Here is a 19,572-nt window from a genome sequence, read left to right on the forward strand (position 1 = left end):
TTAACCAAGTAGCCAAATGCTACAACGATAATAAGACGAAGATGATAACAATACTAAATCATCGCCTCGTGCGGCCGCTTGCGGCCGCTTTTGTTGGGGCACTGACTACGCTTGCTTTTGCACCTTACCAACTCTGGCCCGTGGCTATTCTCAGCCCGCTCCTACTTCTTCTGCTTTTAGAAAAACAAACGACCAAACAAGCGTTAGCTATCGGATTTAGCTGGGGAATTGGGCAGTTTGCCATAGGCATTAGCTGGGTTCACATCAGTATCGATACATTTGGTGGGTTACCCAAATTCGCCAGTTTAGCGTTGATGTTTTTGCTGGTCAGTTATCTCTCGATTTACCCTGCTCTATTTGCTGCCGTACTCAATCGGTGGTTTCCAAACGCTAATCTCGTCCGCTTTTTACTCGCGGCTCCATCTCTATGGCTCATTAATGAATGGCTAAGAGGTTGGGTAATGACTGGTTTTCCGTGGCTATGGCTTGGGTACAGCCAAGTAGACTCCCCACTCAGTGTCTTTGCCCCTATAGGTGGCGTAGACAGCATAAGCTATATAATCTGGCTAATCACAGGAGCTATCACTCTCGCGCTCACACAGAAACGATGGCACTTCTTAGCCCTCCCAATCGGACTCTTTGCGCTTGCAGGTGCTCTTAACCTTGTTCATTGGGTAGAAGAAGACAAAGACAACACGACTAAGTTCGCGTTGATACAAGGGAACATTTCTCAGGAACTCAAATGGCTGCCCAGTCAGCGCTGGCCCACCATTATGAAATACATGGATCTGACTCGTGAAAACTGGGATGCAGATGTCGTCATTTGGCCTGAAGCCGCTATACCTGCATTTGAAAATGAATTGCCTTCTTTCCTTAGCAATTTAGACAGTGCAGGGCGCTTAAACCAAAGTGGCATCATAACGGGTATTGTAACCTCAACCAGCCGAGAAAATTTCTACAATAGCGTGATAGCTATTGGGCAGAATGAGCAAGAACAATACAACCCTAAATCTCAGCCCAAATACCACAAACATCACCTACTTCCTTTTGGTGAGTTTGTGCCTTTTGGTGACATTCTTCGCCCTATTGCACCATTCTTTAATTTACCAATGTCGTCATTCAGCCGAGGTGGTTTCGTACAGGAAAACATCGAAGCCAATGGACGTCACTTCGCGCCGGCGCTCTGTTATGAGATCATTTTCAACGAACAAGTTCGCCAGAACATCACGGAAGAGACCGACTACATACTCACCCTTTCAAACGACGCTTGGTTTGGTGATTCTATTGGACCTCACCAACATATGGAAATCGCGCAAATGCGAGCACTCGAACTAGGCCGACCTGTCGTCAGAGCAACCAACAACGGCGTAACAGCGATTACCGATTACAAAGGCAAGATCATTCACCAAGTGCCACAATTTAAAACAGAAGTGTTAACGGCGGAAGTGAGTTCAGCAACTGGCATGACTCCGTATAGAATATTGGGCATTTGGCCCTTGTATTTAATTGTGTTGCTTTCTTTGTCAGTATCACATTTTTATGTGAAGCGAGCCGAAAAAACCATGTAATATCTTGATGATAATTTTATTTTTAGGATTATGAGCGCTCAAAAAAAGTAAAACAGGATTTTACAGTGAATAAACTCACTTCTTGTGCAGCCCTAGTGTCGTCCATTGTATTAGTCTCAGGCTGTCAAACAACAAAGCTCGCAGATCCAGTTGGCAATGGTGCAGCATTGGTTCCCGTTGTTGTCTACATGAGTAATACAGTCAAGTATCCATGTCATGCCATCTCTTTTGCATTTGGCGACGATAGCAGACGCTTCTATACCAATCTGGAGGAACTAAAAGAGTTAGAAGACGGAGATTACTCTCAATACGGTGGATATGGTTTACTTACCGATATCCCGCCGGGTGACTACTCCATCACAGAAGCTAGATGTCATATGCAGCCAGGGTACTTAATTAACGGTACTTCGACTTATATGGCATTTCCAATTACTTTAGATGTCACTATTACTCCAAATACTGTTCAATTGGTAAATGGGGGAATATTGGGACACGGAGCTACCGATACAAGATCGAGATTTGACGTCAAGTGGTACGATTGGGGAGATGAAGGCGGTCAGTTTGCTCTAAACATGTTCCTACAACAAGCGGACCTTCCCGACGGCTGGACAATAGCGAAATAAAACAGCTAATTTTATGGCTTCAACGCTTGTCGTGTGAAGCCTGTATTGCCGCACTTCTTACAAGGTGGAATCAATGTGGCGTGATTAAAATACGATTTATCACCGCATTCATCGCAAACAAGATACCCAAGCCCGATCACTTCACCTGTTTGATATAACCCTTTGTGCTCCAAATCTAAAAACAGCTCTTGCCACTCCACCTTGGTTCTATCGGTAATGTCTAACAGCCCCTCCCAAACGGAATCGGCAATTAATCGATAAAAAGGGCTTTCGGGGAAGGTATCTTTACTTTGTTGATAATTTTGAGCAAATTCACTGAGATCCGAACGGACATAAGCGGAGACAAGAGAAAGTTCATCTTTAGTCATATCGCTAGCAGCAGCAACGACCTGAGACGATGTTTCCAAGACACGTTCCAACTCCTCAGGGCTATGTTTTAACGTATCAGTAACCTCTTCTAGGAACGCTTCATAACGGGCTTTACGCTCAGGCATAAACAACCTCCGTGCATTGACTATTGTTGACTGTCTTTCCTTTATGTATTCTATGCTGATCTATCACCGTCTGATCTAACCGATCTCACAAATTCCAAGATAACCGGATATCATCGATGCAAGAGCAATATAACCCGCAAGATATTGAACAGAAAGTTCAAAAGCACTGGGACGACAACAAAACGTTTGTTGTGAGCGAAGACCCGAATAAAGAAAAGTTTTACTGTCTCTCCATGTTCCCATACCCAAGTGGTCGTCTCCACATGGGTCACGTGCGTAACTACACCATCGGTGATGTGGTTTCTCGTTTTCAGCGCCTTCAAGGTAAAAACGTTATGCAACCAATTGGTTGGGATGCGTTTGGTCTGCCTGCTGAAAACGCTGCGGTTAAGAACAACACGGCTCCGGCTCCGTGGACATACGAAAACATCGAGTACATGAAAAACCAGCTTAAGCTATTGGGCTTTGGCTACGACTGGAATCGTGAACTCGCAACATGTACTCCTGAATACTACCGTTGGGAACAAGAGTTCTTCATTAAGCTTTACGAAAAAGGACTGGTTTACAAAAAGACCTCTTCTGTTAACTGGTGCCCTAACGACCAAACCGTGCTTGCTAACGAGCAGGTGGAAGATGGCTGTTGCTGGCGTTGTGATACACCTGTTGAGCAAAAAGAAATTCCTCAATGGTTCATTAAGATCACTGAATATGCACAAGAGCTTCTCGACGACCTAGATAATTTAGACGGTTGGCCTGAAATGGTGAAGACCATGCAGCGTAACTGGATTGGTCGCTCTGAAGGCGTTGAGCTACGCTTCTCGCTCAAAGACAACAAAGATTTGGAAGTGTACACAACACGTCCAGATACGTTGATGGGTGTGACGTACGTTGGCATTGCTGCTGGTCACCCTCTTGCCGCGAAAGCAGCAGAGAGCAACGCTGAACTCGCGGCATTCATCGAAGAATGTAAGAACAACAAAGTTGCCGAAGCTGAAATGGCCACGATGGAAAAGAAAGGCATGGCGACAGGTCTCACCGCCATCCACCCATTAAACGGTCGTGAAGTACCCATTTACGTCGCTAACTTCGTATTAATGGATTACGGTACAGGTGCCGTCATGGCAGTGCCAGCTCACGACCAGCGTGATTATGAGTTCGCAACAAAATACGGTTTGGATATTGTTCCAGTCATTAAACCCGCTGATGACAGTGAACTCAACATCTCTGAAGAAGCCTACACAGAGAAAGGCGTGCTGTTCGATTCAGGTGAATTTGACGGTCTCGAATTCCAAGCAGCATTCGATGCTATCGCTGCGAAGCTAGAAGCGGAAGGCAAAGGCAACAAAACCGTTAATTTCCGTTTGCGTGACTGGGGCGTATCTCGTCAACGTTACTGGGGAGCACCAATCCCGATGGTCACCACTGAAGACGGTGAAGTTCACCCAGTACCCGCTGACCAACTGCCAGTGATCCTTCCGGAAGATGTGGTCATGGACGGCGTTACTAGCCCAATAAAAGCAGATAAAGAGTGGGCAAAAACCACGTTTAACGGCGAACCCGCTCTACGCGAGACAGATACATTCGATACGTTCATGGAATCTTCTTGGTACTACGCACGTTACTGTTCTCCACAAGCTGACGATATCCTCGATCCAGAAAAAGCAAACTATTGGCTGCCTGTGGATCAATACGTCGGTGGTATTGAGCATGCGTGTATGCACCTTCTTTACTCTCGCTTCTTCCACAAGTTGCTTCGTGATGCTGGTTATGTCACATCAGATGAACCATTCAAGAAGCTTCTTTGTCAGGGTATGGTACTAGCGGATGCGTTCTACCATACGAATGAGAAAGGCACGAAAGAATGGATTGCGCCGACGGAAGTGAAAGTTGAGCGTGACGGTAAAGGTCGAATCGACTCTGCAATCGATAGCCAAGGTCGTAACGTTGAGCACTCAGGCATGATCAAAATGTCCAAGTCGAAAAACAACGGTATCGACCCACAAGAAATGGTGGATAAATACGGCGCGGACACCGTTCGCTTGTTCATGATGTTCGCCTCTCCAGCCGACATGACTCTCGAATGGCAAGAGTCTGGCGTTGAAGGTGCAAACCGCTTCTTGAAGCGTGTTTGGAAGCTAGTAAACGAGCACACATCAAAGGGCGCTGCTGAAGCCGTTGATGTAAGTGCGTTCAACGCCGATCAAAAAGCACTTCGTCGTGACGTTCATAAAGCGATTCAGAAAGTGACTGATGACGTATCTCGCCGCCAGACATTCAACACTGCAATCGCTGCAATCATGGAACTGATGAACAAGCTTGCGAAGGCTCCACAAGAGTCTGCTCAAGATCGTGCTATTCTGGATGAAGCGTTGAAAGCAGTCGTTACAATGCTATACCCAATCACTCCACACATCAGTTATGAAATGTGGGAAGCGCTAGGGGAATCTGACGTTGATAGCGCGACTTGGCCGACTTTCGATGAAAAAGCACTGGTTGAAGACGAGAAACTTATCGTTGTCCAAGTTAACGGTAAACTGCGTGCAAAAATGACCGTTGCTGCTGACGCGTCGAAAGAACAAGTGGAAGAGCTTGGTTTGAACGATGAGAACGTTACTAAGTTCACAGAAGGAAAAACGATCCGTAAAGTCATTTACGTACCGGGTAAACTTCTGAACATTGTGGCAAACTGATTGTCATAAAACCCAACCCATAAAAATAAGCAAACAGGGTGAATCATCACCCTGTTTGTTTTTATCGGCGTATTTTGATGAGTACATTGTGCGCATACGCAAACAGTGTTGTCATCAAAGTTAATCCGAATACTAGGAAACGATTTGTGAAGCGTGTTTCTTTTTCTCGCACCTTGCGTGCCTCTATTGTTCTTGTCTTGACAACGGTGTTGTCTGCTTGTGGTTTTCATTTCCGAGATACGTACTTTCTTCCAGAAGAACTTTCTGAAATATCATTTACCAGCTTTGATTCTTATGGCTCATTAACGCGGTACGTCCGTGCTGAGTTGGATTTGAATGGCGTAGATGCCGTTGCCCCAAGAGAAGACATCCCAAACCTGCATTTAACCAGTGAGTCCAATGGTGAACGCACTCTCTCTTTGTATCAGAACAGCCGTGCAGCAGAATATGAACTTACTTACGCGGCTTCGTATCGAGTGACAGTTCCAGGTGTTGGTAGCCAATCATTTACAACAACAGTCAACCGCAGCTTCTTGGATAACCCATTAACTGCCCTCGCTAAATCGACTGAAAAAGAAATGATTATTGATGAAATGCGTAAACAAGCCGCGAGACAAATCCTTCGTCAAATGGCGCGATTAAAAGCACAGCTTGATAAAAGCCAAAACGACATCAATAGCGAGAACCAAGAAGAAAGTATGACGTTAGATCTCGGTGTGACACAGACAACGACTACAGAAAAAGTCTCGGCTGAGAACCAGTAATGCGTATTTTTGCGGACAAACTTGCCGATCACTTACCTCGATCTCAGCATGGTATTTTTTTGGTCTTTGGCAATGAACCATTGTTATTGCAAGAAAGCCGAGAAGCGATACAGCGACACGCGCAAAGCCTAGGGTTTGAAGAACGTCACCGTTTTGCGGTCGATGCTCAACTCGACTGGAACTTGGTGTACGACTGCTGTCAGGCATTGAGCCTATTCTCAGCTCGTCAGATCATCGAATTAGAGATTCCTGAAACCGGTGTAAATGCAGCAACAGGAAAAGAGCTTATTGGTTTAGCTGATAAGCTTCACCCTGATATTATGCTGGTAATCATTGGGCACAAGCTGACCAAGCAACAAGAAAATGCTAAATGGTTTAAAGCACTTTCTGCCAATGGTTGTGTTGTGACATGTCTAACTCCGGACACCCAACGACTACCTCAATTTGTGCAACAACGCTGTCGTAAACTGAACCTCGTCCCTGATAATCAAGCAATACAAATGTTGGCGCAATGGCACGAAGGCAACCTATTGGCCCTTTCACAAAGTTTGGAAAAGTTAGCACTTCTCTATCCTGATGGTCAGTTAACGCTGCTGAGAGTCGAAGAAGCATTAAGTCGGCATAATCACTTTACGCCATTCCAATGGAGTGATGCATTGCTTGCCGGTCAGAGTAAGCGAGCGCAACGCATATTAAGACAACTTGAAGCCGAAGGTACTGAAGCCATCATTTTACTTCGTACTCTTCAGAAAGAATTGCTACTGATATTGGAAATGCATAAAGAATCCACCTCTCTACCATTGGGGAAAGTCTTCGATGCCCGTAGAATTTGGCAAACTAAGCGTCCAATGTATTCCGCTGCACTGCAAAGGCTAGCGCCAACTGATATTCAAAAATTGCTCTCGTTGACAGCTCAAGCCGAAATAAATGCAAAAACGCGCTATGACCGCCCAGTTTGGCTACTTCTGGCTCAAATTTCACTTCAATTTTGTGAGCCAAAGGCTACATTCAATATAGCGCTTTAACAGCCCAATACCCTGGTTCCACAACACCAATAACTATTTCATTCAGATGCGAGCATCTTGGAATAACTTGAGTATAATAACGGTTAAATTTTTTTTAAGGTAAAAGACATTGCAAGTACAAGATCTACGTGATTTTTTAGCGGATAAAGCAGACGATATGAAAGCAGAAGACATCGTGACCATTGATGTTCAAGGCAAATCCAGTGTTACAGACTTTATGGTTATCTGCACAGGAAACTCTAAGCGTCACGTAGCCTCGATAGCCGATCACGTCGCCAGTGAAGCGAAAAAAGCTGGGCTAGAACCGCTAGGTGTAGACGGCGAACAAGAAGGCGAATGGGTCGTTGTCGATATGGGTTCTACCATGGTTCACGTAATGCAAGAAGACCAGCGAGAGCTGTACCAGCTTGAGAAACTCTGGAGCTAATCGTTGAAGATTCAACTTATTGCCGTTGGCACGAAAATGCCAAAGTGGGTGGAAGAAGGGTTTAAAGAATATAAACGCAGGTTCCCCCACGACATGCCTTTGGAATTGATTGAAATCCCAGCAGGTAAGCGTGGAAAAAATGCTGATATTGCAAGAATTCTGCAAAAAGAAGGCGAAGCGATGTTGGCGGCAGTGCCAAAAGGCAATCGAATTGTTACTCTGGACATTCCGGGTAAGCGCTGGGATACAGAGCAACTTGCAGGACAATTGGAAGCTTGGAAACTAGATGCACGAGATGTATCGATTCTAATCGGTGGTCCTGAAGGTTTAGCGCCAGCTTGCAAAGCGGCTGCCGAACAAAGCTGGTCTTTGTCACCTCTTACGCTGCCTCATCCATTAGTTCGAGTTGTTATGGCAGAAAGCCTATACCGAGCTTGGAGCATTACCGCTAACCACCCCTATCATCGAGAATAACGCTAGATGAGACGTCAGCGCACCCAAATCCGAGATTACACCGCCGAGTCCGCCCTATTCTCGCGACGCGCCTTAGTCGCCTTTATGGGCATTGTGGCGCTTATGGGTGTGCTTCTCGTCAACTTATACAACATTCAAGTCAACCAGTTTCAAGACTACAAAACCCGCTCTAATGACAACCGTATAAAAGTGGTGCCTATCGCCCCTAACCGCGGATTGATCTACGATCGCAATGGTATTCTACTCGCTGAAAACCGCCCCATCTTTAGCCTTGAACTTACGCCTGAAAAAATCAAAGACATTGACGAAACCATTATTCAGTTGCGTACTTTTCTTGATATCTCTGAAGAGCGTGTTACTCGCTTCCACAAGGAACGTAAGCGTACTCGGCGATTTAAATCCGTACCACTTTTAAACCAGTTAACGGAAGAACAAGTCGCTCTATTTTCTGTGAATCAGCATCGCTTTCCTGGTGTAGAAGTGAACGCTACGCTAAAACGCTATTATCCATATGGAAAGGTACTGACTCATGTGTTGGGCTATGTATCTCGAATTAATGATCGTGATTTACAACGCTTAGAGCGCGAAGATAAAGTCGCCAATTATCAAGCAACCCGAGATATTGGTAAGCTTGGTATCGAACGTTTTTATGAAGACCTACTTCACGGTACGGCTGGTTACCAAGAAGTTGAAGTGAACAACCGTGGCCGTATTATTCGCACATTAAAATACGTACCACCGGTTCCCGGGCAAGATATCGTCCTCAACCTAGACATTAAATTACAACAGTATTTATATGGTTTGCTGGATGGTCGAAGAGGTTCGGCAATTTTGCTCGACCCAACCGATAACGGGGTTTTAGCGATGCTTTCTAGCCCAAGCTACGACCCGAACTCTTTCGTACATGGGATTTCCGGCAAAGACTATCGCGCCTTATTAGAAGACAAAGACCGACCTTTAGTTAACCGCGCAACCCTTGGAATTTATCCGCCAGCATCTACAGTGAAGCCATTTATCGCAGTGGCAGCACTTCAAGAAAAAGTCATTACGACAAAAACCACACGTAATGATCCAGGGTACTGGCGTATTCCTAACTCGAAAACTCGACCATTTCGAGACTGGTTACGTTGGGGACACGGTCGTGTCGATATACTGAAATCAATCGAGGAATCAGTGGATACCTTTTATTATCAAATTGCCTACGACATGGGGATTGATCGCATCTCCACTTGGATGATGTTGTTTGGATTTGGTGACTTTACGGGTATCGATATTCATGAAGAAAGTAAAGCCAACATGCCAACCCGAGAATGGAAAATGGCGCGTCATCGCCAACCTTGGTACCAAGGTGATACGATCCCTGTAGGCATCGGACAAGGCTACTGGACAGCGACCCCAATGCAAATAGCGAAAGCTACTTCCGTGTTGGTGAACAAAGGTGAAGTTATTGCTCCTCACCTGCTTAGAGCGACCATTGATAAAACTCAAGAACCTCATGTCACTACAGCCGCACCTATTGAATCTTACCCACCGGTTGAAGGCGTATCTAAACGCTATTGGAATGTTGCTTTAGAAGGAATGCGCCTAGCAAACCACGGTAAAAAAGGAACGGCCCGACGAGCTTTCGCGAAAGCAAAATACGTAACGGGTGGCAAATCGGGCACAGCGCAGGTGTTTGGGCTCAAAGAAGACGAAGAATACAACGCCGACGAACTGGCAGAGCACTTGAGAGACCACGCTCTGTACACAGGATTTGCTCCATTTGATGATCCAGAAGTGATAGTAACGGTTGTATTGGAAAACGCAGGGGGTGGCTCTTCAAACGGTGCACCTGTTGCACGAGAGATCTTCGACCACGTTTTAATTGACAGCAAAGATGGGAATAAATAATGCGGTTTGACCCTTCTACCGGAAGAAATCGTTCCTTTTTCGATAAACTCCATATCGACTTGCCCATGTTGCTTGGGTTATTGCTGCTTATGTGCTTTGGGCTGGTAGTTATGTACAGTGCCAGTGGACAAAGCCTCGCGATGATGGACAGACAAGCCATGAGAATGGGGTTGTCTCTTGTCGTGATGTTGCTGCTCGCACAGATCCCACCACGCACCTATGAAACCGCCGCACCATTGCTGTTTTTTGTTGGGATATTACTATTGTTAGGGGTTTTATTTTTCGGAGAAGCATCTAAAGGAGCCCAGCGATGGTTAAACCTTGGTTTTGTGCGTTTCCAGCCTTCTGAGTTATTGAAACTCGCCGTACCACTCATGGTGGCGAGGTACATTGGTAAGCGTTCACTCCCCCCTACATTTAAGACACTGATCGCCTCACTATTGATGGTTTTCATTCCAACAATACTCATTGCCAAGCAACCCGACTTAGGAACCTCTATCCTCATCGCTGCGTCAGGGATTTTTGTTATTTTCCTTGCAGGAATAAGCTGGAAGATCATCACGGCTGCGGCCGTTGCACTCGGTGCCTTCATCCCAATTCTTTGGTTCTTCTTGATGAGAGAGTATCAAAAGGTTCGCGTAAGAACCTTGTTTGACCCTGAATCTGATCCATTGGGCGCAGGCTATCACATCATTCAAAGTAAAATTGCCATTGGTTCTGGCGGTTTATCCGGAAAAGGCTGGTTGCAAGGAACTCAGTCGCAACTTGAATTCTTACCAGAGCGTCATACTGACTTCATCTTTGCCGTCGTTGCCGAAGAATGGGGCATGATTGGTGTGGTCGCGCTACTTTGCATCTACCTGTTTATAATTGGTCGTGGTCTGTTTTTAGCCAGTAAAGCGCAAACCGCTTTTGGTCGAATGATGGCGGGCAGTGTTGTTCTTAGTTTTTTTGTTTACGTTTTTGTAAACATAGGTATGGTGAGTGGCATTCTTCCCGTTGTAGGTGTACCACTGCCTTTGATTAGCTATGGAGGCACATCCATGGTAACGCTAATGGCCGGGTTTGGCATTCTGATGTCGATTCACACTCACCGTAAAATGCTCTCTAAGGCGAACTGATGGCTTTTAGAATTTACTCACTTATCGTAATTTTAATACTGGCTTTAACTGGCTGTACAAGCCCAGACAAAGGCAGGTACACCATAGATGACGATGTCGCCCCTGAAGTGCCTCTTTCTGTTGAACATATTGAAGATGCTCATCCGGTTTATGAACCCATCAGTTTAGGCGGCAACAAAGACTACAGCTTACTGGGTGGCTCATACAAGATTGTTAAAGAGCCAGAAGGATTTACTCAAGAAGGTAAAGCGTCTTGGTATGGTAAAAAGTTTCATGGTCACCTAACGTCTAACGGTGAAATATACGACATGTATTCTATGTCAGCAGCACATAAGACTTTACCTCTTCCAAGTTACGTCAAGGTACTGAACAAAGACAACGGAAAAGCGGCTATTGTCCGCATTAACGACCGAGGTCCATTTCATGAAGGGCGTATTATTGATTTAAGCTACGCAGCGGCATACAAGTTAGGCGTTGTTCAGACGGGGACTGCAAATGTAAAAATTGAGTACATATCTGTAAGCCGTGAAAATACATCGCTCGTTGCGCAGAAGAAATTGCCAAGGTTTGTTATTCAAGTTGCCGCATCAAAAGATGAAGACAAAGCCCGAACTTTAGCGAAATCTTTGGGTCAAAGCCTATCAGTACGCAGTTATACAGAAGGGTCAAAAAAGATACATCGTATTTTTTTAGGTCCATTTAATGACCAAGAATTAACGCAAAAAACGTTATCTCAAGTACACTCACAAGGCTACCCCACCGCGTTCATTAAACAAGTGAAACAGAATCCTTAGGGACAAACGGGTTAATTTGTGCAACAGTAAGCTTCTGACTTATCAGAATGATTCTGCTAAGATACGAACGTTCAGCATTAAACAATCAGACTAACAACTAATACCAATGAAAAAATCTGTGAAATCTATTAAATCTTTGTTTGTCACTTCAGCAATCGTGTCAGCAACTTTCGCTTCTCCTGCATTCTCGGCTCCTATTGTAGTCCCAGATGCACCTGAAATCGCCGCTAAAGGTTTCGTGCTCATGGACTTCCATTCCGGTAAAGTTCTGGCAGAAAAAGAGGCGAACACACGTTTGTCCCCAGCAAGTCTTACCAAGATGATGACCAGCTATGTCATTGGTCAAGAGCTTGAACGCGGTAACATTTCGCTGTCTGATAAAGTGGTCATTAGTAAGAATGCGTGGGCGAAAAATTTCCCTGATTCTTCAAAAATGTTCATTGAGGTGGGCACTACGGTAACCGTTGATGATCTAAACCGCGGCATCATCATTCAGTCAGGTAACGACGCTTGTGTCGCCATGGCTGAACATGTTGCAGGATCTGAAGACGCGTTTGTAGACCTTATGAATGCGTGGGCTAAGTCGATTGGTATGGAAGATACCAACTTCGCCAATGTACATGGCTTGGATAATCCAGACCTTTTCTCAACGCCTTACGATATGGCACTGCTTGGTCAGGCTCTTATTCGTGATGTACCAGATGAATACCGCATCTACGCCGAAAAACAGTTTACTTACAATGGTATAACCCAATACAACCGTAACGGCTTGCTTTGGGATAAAAGCATGAACGTTGACGGCATCAAAACCGGGCACACTAGCAAAGCTGGCTACAGTTTGGTGAGCTCTGCAACTGAAGGCAAAATGCGCTTAGTCGCCGTTGTAATGGGAGCAAAAAATGCTAACGCTCGTAAGGCGGAAAGCAAGAAACTGCTCAACTACGGATTCCGCTTTTTTGAAACGGTTTCCCCACACAAATCAGGGGAAACTTTCGTTAGCGAAAAAATCTGGATGGGTGACAAAGACTCAGTTGCTCTAGGTGTTGCCGAAGATACCTACGTTACCCTTCCTCGTGGTCAGGCGAAAAACATGACTGCCAACTTCGTATTAGAAAAAGAACTTCAGGCCCCGATTCGCAAAGGCGACGTGGTTGGACGTTTGTTCTACCAAGTTGAAGGTGACGACATCGCTGAATACCCACTTCTAGCGCTAGAAAATGTAGAAGAAGGCAGCCTATTTAGCCGCTTAATTGATTACATTGTCTTGCTGTTCAAGAGCTGGTTTAGCTAAGTTTAGCGTATCTAATACTTAATTATTGAAAGCCGCGTTAGCGGCTTTTTTGCATCATAATGTGAGGGTACACTGATGTAACTTGAGATCCGTTACATTTGGCAGTACTATTTCGCACCGCAATATCGAATACTAAATCGGAGTTCTCGCAATGTTGAATATCAACTCAGACGCTAAACTAAAAGACCTGCTTGAGTTCCCTTGTCAGTTTACTTACAAGGTAATGGGCTACGCAAAACCAGAACTGCCAGAGCTTGTGTTAGAAGTCATTCAACGTCACGCTCCTGGCGACTACAGCCCTACCGTTAAGCCAAGTGGAAAAGGGACATACAACTCCGTCTCTATTACCATCACAGCGACTTCTATCGAGCAAGTAGAATCACTCTACAAAGAGTTAGGCGATATCGACATCGTACGCATGGTACTTTAGGTAAGCATAGTACTTTAGCCTCTAACTATTTAGCTCGAATTGAAACAGCGACTTATTAGTCGCTGTTTTTCTAGGGTTTATTACCCTATCCATAGTACCAACTCTCTAATTTCCAGCATGGAATTCTAGCTTAGATGTAAAATCCATGTCGCTTATGTGTAGTTAGATTGGTTAAAGAAGTTTATAATCCGTTTACTTTTATCGTTCTTATTTCAAAGGATCTTTTAGTTTGCTTGAAGTCAAAGACCAGTTAGTCGTTAAAAAGCTAGGTCGACAAGATTACCTACCCATTTGGCAAGCCATGCATGACTTTACTGATACTCGTGATGAAGAAACGGGCGACCAAGTTTGGCTTGTAGAACACAACCCAGTTTTTACTCAAGGTCAAGCAGGCAAAACAGAGCATCTAATTGATACTGGCGATATCCCAGTAGTACAGAGCGATCGTGGTGGTCAAGTTACCTATCATGGTCCGGGTCAGGTTGTGGCTTATTTCCTATTAAACCTGCGCCGGCGCTCATTGGGAGTAAGAGACTTAGTCACTCATATCGAAAATCTGGTTATTAATACACTGAAGCAATATGATATAGAGTCCGAAGCAAAACCAGATGCTCCGGGCGTTTATGTGAGTGATAAAAAGATTTGTTCGCTGGGGCTACGCATTCGAAAAGGTTGTTCTTTTCATGGACTCGCCTTAAATGTAAATATGGATCTCTCGCCATTTCTGCGTATTAACCCATGTGGCTACCAAGGATTGGAAATGGTCCAAATCAGCGATTTTAACAGTGATACTGAAGTGAGCAGCGTTGAAACAACGCTGATTGAAGAGCTTGTTGCACTGCTGGGCTACAAGCAAGTCGAAATTATTACAGAAAGCAAATCATCATGAGCAAACCTATCCAGATGGAAAAAGGCGTTAAATACCGCGACGCTGACAAAATGGCACTGATCCCAGTGAAGAACATGCCAATTGAACAGAAAGAAGTGTTACGCAAACCTGATTGGATGAAAATCAAGTTACCTTCTGATAGCAAACGTATCCAAGAAATCAAATCCGCCATGCGTAAGAATAATCTTCACTCTGTATGTGAAGAAGCCTCTTGCCCTAACTTAGCGGAATGCTTTAACCACGGTACGGCTACATTTATGATTTTAGGTGCTATCTGTACCCGTCGCTGTCCTTTCTGTGATGTTGCCCATGGTCGTCCAATCACACCGGACAGCAACGAGCCGCAGCATCTTGCTCAAACAATTAAAGACATGAAACTCAAGTATGTCGTTATTACTTCTGTTGACCGAGATGATTTACGCGACGGTGGGGCACAGCACTTTGCCGACTGTAACCGTGAAATTCGCGCCATGAACCCAAACATACGCATTGAAACATTGGTTCCTGATTTCCGTGGTCGTATGGATACCGCGTTAGAACTGTTAAAAGATAACCCGCCAGATGTGTTCAACCATAACCTAGAAACAGCACCTCGCCTCTACCGCAAGGTGAGACCAGGTGCGAACTACAAGTGGTCACTTGATTTGCTTCGCAAGTTTAAAGAACAACACCCGGATGTCCCAACCAAGTCTGGTGTGATGATGGGCTTAGGCGAAACAAAAGAAGAAATTGTAGAAGTTCTGAAAGATTTACGTGCTCACGGTGTGACAATGCTAACGCTTGGTCAGTACTTAGCACCAAGTCGTCACCACTTAGCGGTTGAACGCTATGTGCCACCTTCAGAGTTTGATGAGCTAAAAGAGATCGCGCTAGAGCTGGGGTTCACTCACGCTGCATGTGGTCCATTTGTGCGTTCCTCTTACCATGCCGATCTTCAAGCTAAAGGGGTTGAGATTAAGTAAACTGAACTCTTAACCTTCTATTACTATTAAGTTTTTTATAATTCGCCCCGATTTCGAGAAATCGGGGCGTTTTTTATACCGGAATTTTACTCACATCTGGCTTTACGCTAAGATGCTTAAATATTTTTACTTTAAAATCTGTTGTATAGCAGCTAAGCGATTAAATGGCGACGAGCCCAAACACTTCAGCTTGTTATTCAGCATAAAATTAACATCAACCAGTTGGAAACTACAGATGAAATTATTTGCAGTAGCAGGTCTAATGGCTTTGACGCTGGTAGGTTGTAGCTCTACACCTACCCAACAAGATAACTACATGGACGCATCGTTCGAGCTTTGTAATACCGAAGTAAAAGTTTACTCAGTAAGCGATGATGGTCGTGTTCGTATTGTATGTGCGGATGGCTCCAAGTTTGCACTTCGCTCTGAAGTGACACTAGAGACAATGCGCAACATTAACGCTGATTACTGCAGCGGTGAAGGCTTGTCTAAGTTTAACGAAAGCCAGCGTTACTACCAGTTCCGTTGTAAGTCTGGTGAAACCATCAGTATCAACAAGTAATCACTCATTTGTTTCAGATATAAAAAAACGACAGCACTGGCTGTCGTTTTTTATGTCTCGATTTTACGTTGTTAGCTTGTTAGGTCATCAAAGAACTTCTTAACACCATTAAAGAAGCCTTCTGACTTAGGGCTATGCTTATTCGCCGCATCTCCGCCACACGTTTCTTCGAAATCACGCAGCAGTTCTTTTTGACGGGAACTCAATTTAACAGGTGTTTCAACAACCAATTTCACGATTAAATCGCCAACACCGCCACCGCGAACACCTTTCACACCTTTGCCGCGCATACGGAACATACGACCCGTTTGTGTTTCTTCTGGCACTTTCAGGTTTACACGACCGTCAAGAGTTGGAACTTCAACTTCACCACCCAGTGCAGCCATTGCAAAGCTAACTGGCACCTCACAGTAAAGGTTGTTGCCATCACGCTCAAAGATGTTGTGCTCACGAACATGTACTTGTACATACAAATCACCAGCAGGTGCGCCCATTTCTCCAGCTTCACCTTCGCCAGAAAGACGAATACGATCGCCCGTATCCACGCCAGCAGGGATCTTAACATTCAGTGTTTTCGTTTTCTGCTTACGACCCTGACCATGACAAGAATTACATGGGTCTTTAATGATTTTGCCTTTACCGTGACAGGTAGGACATGTTTGCTGAACAGCAAAGAAGCCTTGGCGCATTTGAACTTGGCCATGACCATGACATGTTCCACATGTTTGAGCACCAGAACCTTTCTTAGCACCACTGCCATCACAGACATCACACTCAACTAGAGTAGGAACTTCAATTTCTTTTTCAACACCGCGAACAGCCTCTTCTAGAGAAAGTTCCATGTTGTAGCGAAGGTCTGCACCGCGTTGGGCACGTGACTGACCACCGCCACCACGGCGACCACCACCAAAGATGTCGCCAAAAACGTCACCAAAGATATCGCCAAAGTCAGCGCTGCCTCCACCGAAGCCACCGCCGCCGCCCATTCCACCTTGTTCAAAGGCTGCGTGACCGTATTGGTCATACGCCGCTTTCTTCTGTGGGTCTAAAAGAATTTCGTACGCTTCTTTTACTTCTTTAAACTTTTCCGCAGCCGATTCGTCACCCTGATTACGGTCTGGGTGAAATTTCATAGCAAGGCGCTTATACGCCTTTTTTACATCGCGTTCTGATGCATCACGGCCAACGCCTAATACTTCGTAAAAATCACGTTTTGACATGTTCTTCGTCACCAATTATTTACTGCAAACGGATGGTTCCGCTTGGTGGTTTGTATCAATCTAGATAAGGAGACTGATCCTAAGGTTATGAGAAAAGCATATGTATGAATAGCAACACTAGCCAGTGTGCTAAGCACCTTACTATCACAAACTCTTTATCTGGATTGATTCCCTATTTACAAACTTGCGGGCGTAAGAGATAACTCGAACGCCCGCAGCATAGAAGATTTAGACGCTATATCACCCGAAACATTGATATTTCGAGTGATAATAGCTTAGAGATTATTTCTTCTCGTCTTTCACTTCTTCAAACTCAGCATCAACAACATCGTCGTCTTGCTTAGGTTGTTCGCCAGCTTCTGCGCCCGCAGCTTGTTCAGCTTGAGCTTTCTGCTGTGCGATTTCCATTAGCTTTTGAGATGCCGCCATTAGCGCCTGAACTTTCGCGTCGATAGCTTCTTTATCTTCGCCTTTCTTCGCTTCTTCTAGCTCAGTAATTGCTGCTTCGATCTTTTCTTTGTCTTCAGCAGGAAGCGCGTCACCCGCTTCTTCAACTTGCTTCTGAGTACCGTGGATCATTTGGTCAGCTTGGTTACGAGCAGAAGCCAATTCTTCGAACTTCTTGTCCGCTTCTTTGTTTGCTTCTGCTTCTTGTACCATTTTCTCGATTTCGTCGTCGCTTAGACCACCAGATGCCTGGATTGTGATCTTTTGCTCTTTACCTGTCGACTTGTCTTTCGCAGATACGTGCAAGATACCATCCGCATCAAGGTCGAAAGTTACTTCGATTTGAGGCATACCACGAGGTGCAGGCTGAATACCCTCTAGGTTAAATTGACCTAGAGATTTGTTATGCATTGCTTGCTTACGCTCACCCTGAAGAACGTGGATAGTTACCGCGTTTTGGTTGTCTTCAGCTGTAGAGAATACTTGGTTTGCTTTCGTCGGTACTGTTGTGTTTTTCTCAACTAGAGCTGTCATTACGCCGCCCATAGTTTCGATACCTAGAGAAAGAGGCGTTACGTCTAGAAGTAGTACGTCTTTCACTTCACCAGCAAGTACACCACCTTGAACTGCAGCACCCATTGCTACTGCTTCATCAGGGTTCACGTCTTTACGAGCTTCTTTACCGAAGAACTCAGCAACTTTTGACTGAACCATAGGCATACGCGTTTGACCACCAACAAGAATTACGTCTGTAATTTCGCTTACTGATAGATCAGAATCTGCTAGAGCAACTTTTAGTGGCTCAAGAGAACGTTGAACAAGGTCTTCAACTAGCGCTTCTAGTTTTGCACGAGTCACTTTAACGTTCATGTGCTTAGGACCAGTTGCATCAGCGGTAACGTAAGGTAGGTTCACGTCAGTTTGCTGTGCAGAAGACAGTTCAATTTTCGCTTTTTCTGCTGCTTCTTTAACACGCTGCATTGCTAAAGGATCAACTTTAAGGTCGATGCCTTGCTCTTTCTTAAACTCGTCTACCAAGTAGTTGATTAGACGGTTATCGAAATCTTCACCACCAAGGTGCGTGTCACCGTTAGTTGCTAGTACTTCGAAAGTTTGCTCGCCATCAACGTTGTCGATTTCGATGATAGAGATATCGAACGTACCACCACCAAGGTCGTATACCGCAATTGTGCGATCGCCTTCTTGCTTGTCTAGACCGTAGGCTAGAGCAGCAGCTGTTGGTTCGTTGATAATACGCTTAACATCAAGACCAGCGATACGACCTGCATCTTTAGTTGCTTGACGCTGAGCATCGTTGAAGTATGCAGGAACAGTCACTACAGCGCCTGTTACTTCTTCACCTAGGAAGTCTTCTGCCGTTTTCTTCATTTTCTTTAGAACTTCAGCAGAAACCTGAGGAGCAGCCATTTTCTGACCTTTCGCTTCTACCCATGCATCGCCGTTGTCAGCCTTAACAATTTTGTAAGGCATGATTTCGATGTCACGTTGAACTTCATCATCTTCGAAACGACGACCGATCAAACGCTTGATTGCAAATAGCGTGTTTTCCGGGTTTGTAACTGCTTGACGTTTCGCAGGTTGACCTACCAGCGTTTCACCGTCTGTATAAGCAATAACAGATGCAGTTGTGCGCTCACCCTCAGCGTTCTCGATTACGCGTGGTGCATCGCCGTCCAACACAGCAACACAAGAGTTAGTAGTACCTAAGTCAATACCAATGATTTTACCCATCAGGCTATCTCCGATTAAATCAATTATCTTTTTGCTATATCCCCATAAGTGGGGATGAGGAATGGGGATTCAACCCCTACTCACAAAATATGTGTGCAAACTACTTTGCTTTGTCTATGCCCAATAGATAAGGGCATGGAATACCTTTT

At 44.9% G+C, this 19,572-nt stretch carries 18 protein-coding genes; 15 read left to right on the top strand and 3 right to left on the bottom strand.

What is annotated here, in order from left to right:
- Window positions 1-41 precede the first annotated feature (41 nt).
- Together lnt and LDO37_RS14410 are read left to right on the top strand one after the other, a co-directional pair.
- On the top strand, window positions 42-1,568 hold the full coding sequence (lnt, locus tag LDO37_RS14405) for an apolipoprotein N-acyltransferase (protein ID WP_126605963.1): 1,527 nt from the start codon (window positions 42-44) through the stop codon (window positions 1,566-1,568).
- Window positions 1,569-1,633: 65 nt separating this feature from the next.
- Window positions 1,634-2,191, top strand: a complete 558-nt coding sequence (locus LDO37_RS14410) for a hypothetical protein (protein WP_126605962.1) — start codon at window positions 1,634-1,636, stop codon at window positions 2,189-2,191.
- 11 nt (window positions 2,192-2,202) lie between these two features.
- On the opposite strand, the gene LDO37_RS14415 is transcribed toward LDO37_RS14410, so the two are convergent.
- The gene (locus tag LDO37_RS14415) at window positions 2,203-2,685 is read right to left on the bottom strand and encodes a zinc ribbon-containing protein (RefSeq protein ID WP_126605961.1); all 483 of its coding nucleotides are present in this window, start codon (window positions 2,683-2,685) and stop codon (window positions 2,203-2,205) included.
- A gap of 116 nt (window positions 2,686-2,801) precedes the next feature.
- On the opposite strand from LDO37_RS14415, the gene leuS reads away from it, so the two are divergent.
- From leuS to LDO37_RS14480, 13 genes are all read left to right on the top strand, one after another.
- A complete protein-coding gene (gene leuS / locus LDO37_RS14420; RefSeq protein ID WP_126605960.1) occupies window positions 2,802-5,375 on the top strand; it encodes a leucine--tRNA ligase in 2,574 nt (857 codons plus the stop codon).
- Between the two features lie 146 nt (window positions 5,376-5,521).
- Entirely contained in the window at window positions 5,522-6,139 is a 618-nt protein-coding gene (locus tag LDO37_RS14425) for an LPS-assembly lipoprotein LptE (protein ID WP_224056032.1), read from the top strand.
- A complete protein-coding gene (gene holA / locus LDO37_RS14430; RefSeq protein WP_126605958.1) occupies window positions 6,139-7,164 on the top strand; it encodes a DNA polymerase III subunit delta in 1,026 nt (341 codons plus the stop codon). Before LDO37_RS14425 ends, holA begins: the two co-directional genes overlap by 1 nt.
- Window positions 7,165-7,273: 109 nt before the next feature.
- Window positions 7,274-7,591, top strand: coding sequence for a ribosome silencing factor (rsfS, locus tag LDO37_RS14435; RefSeq protein ID WP_101110761.1), 318 nt, complete (start codon window positions 7,274-7,276; stop codon window positions 7,589-7,591).
- Between the two features lie 3 nt (window positions 7,592-7,594).
- Complete coding sequence (rlmH, locus tag LDO37_RS14440; protein WP_101110762.1) at window positions 7,595-8,065, top strand: 23S rRNA (pseudouridine(1915)-N(3))-methyltransferase RlmH; 471 nt, start codon at window positions 7,595-7,597, stop codon at window positions 8,063-8,065.
- Between the two features lie 6 nt (window positions 8,066-8,071).
- Window positions 8,072-9,955 (top strand): penicillin-binding protein 2, encoded by a 1,884-nt coding sequence (mrdA, locus tag LDO37_RS14445; protein WP_126605957.1) that lies wholly within the window; start codon window positions 8,072-8,074, stop codon window positions 9,953-9,955.
- On the top strand, window positions 9,955-11,076 hold the full coding sequence (gene rodA, locus LDO37_RS14450; protein ID WP_101110764.1) for a rod shape-determining protein RodA: 1,122 nt from the start codon (window positions 9,955-9,957) through the stop codon (window positions 11,074-11,076). Before mrdA ends, rodA begins: the two co-directional genes overlap by 1 nt.
- Window positions 11,076-11,870 carry a septal ring lytic transglycosylase RlpA family protein gene (locus LDO37_RS14455; protein WP_126605956.1) on the top strand — a complete coding sequence of 265 codons (795 nt, stop codon included), beginning with the start codon at window positions 11,076-11,078 and terminating at the stop codon, window positions 11,868-11,870. The genes rodA and LDO37_RS14455 overlap by 1 nt, the downstream gene beginning before the upstream one ends.
- 106 nt (window positions 11,871-11,976) lie before the next feature.
- The gene (locus LDO37_RS14460) at window positions 11,977-13,161 is read left to right on the top strand and encodes a serine hydrolase (protein WP_126605955.1); all 1,185 of its coding nucleotides are present in this window, start codon (window positions 11,977-11,979) and stop codon (window positions 13,159-13,161) included.
- 151 nt (window positions 13,162-13,312) lie between these two features.
- A complete protein-coding gene (gene ybeD, locus LDO37_RS14465) occupies window positions 13,313-13,591 on the top strand; it encodes a DUF493 family protein YbeD (protein ID WP_101110767.1) in 279 nt (92 codons plus the stop codon).
- 229 nt (window positions 13,592-13,820) lie between these two features.
- Window positions 13,821-14,480 (top strand): lipoyl(octanoyl) transferase LipB, encoded by a 660-nt coding sequence (gene lipB, locus LDO37_RS14470; RefSeq protein ID WP_126605954.1) that lies wholly within the window; start codon window positions 13,821-13,823, stop codon window positions 14,478-14,480.
- The gene (gene lipA, locus LDO37_RS14475) at window positions 14,477-15,442 is read left to right on the top strand and encodes a lipoyl synthase (RefSeq protein WP_126605953.1); all 966 of its coding nucleotides are present in this window, start codon (window positions 14,477-14,479) and stop codon (window positions 15,440-15,442) included. Before lipB ends, lipA begins: the two co-directional genes overlap by 4 nt.
- A gap of 235 nt (window positions 15,443-15,677) precedes the next feature.
- Window positions 15,678-16,004, top strand: a complete 327-nt coding sequence (locus tag LDO37_RS14480; protein ID WP_101110770.1) for a hypothetical protein — start codon at window positions 15,678-15,680, stop codon at window positions 16,002-16,004.
- Between the two features lie 71 nt (window positions 16,005-16,075).
- Here the strand turns inward: LDO37_RS14480 and dnaJ are convergent, their stop codons facing one another.
- Both dnaJ and dnaK read right to left on the bottom strand, forming a co-directional pair.
- Window positions 16,076-17,224, bottom strand: coding sequence for a molecular chaperone DnaJ (gene dnaJ / locus LDO37_RS14485; RefSeq protein ID WP_126605952.1), 1,149 nt, complete (start codon window positions 17,222-17,224; stop codon window positions 16,076-16,078).
- Window positions 17,225-17,506: 282 nt separating this feature from the next.
- Window positions 17,507-19,423, bottom strand: coding sequence for a molecular chaperone DnaK (gene dnaK, locus LDO37_RS14490; protein ID WP_101110772.1), 1,917 nt, complete (start codon window positions 19,421-19,423; stop codon window positions 17,507-17,509).
- Window positions 19,424-19,572: the final 149 nt, after the last annotated feature.

Source organism: Vibrio penaeicida, assembly GCF_019977755.1.
GTDB classification, from domain to species: Bacteria; Pseudomonadota; Gammaproteobacteria; order Enterobacterales; family Vibrionaceae; genus Vibrio; species Vibrio penaeicida.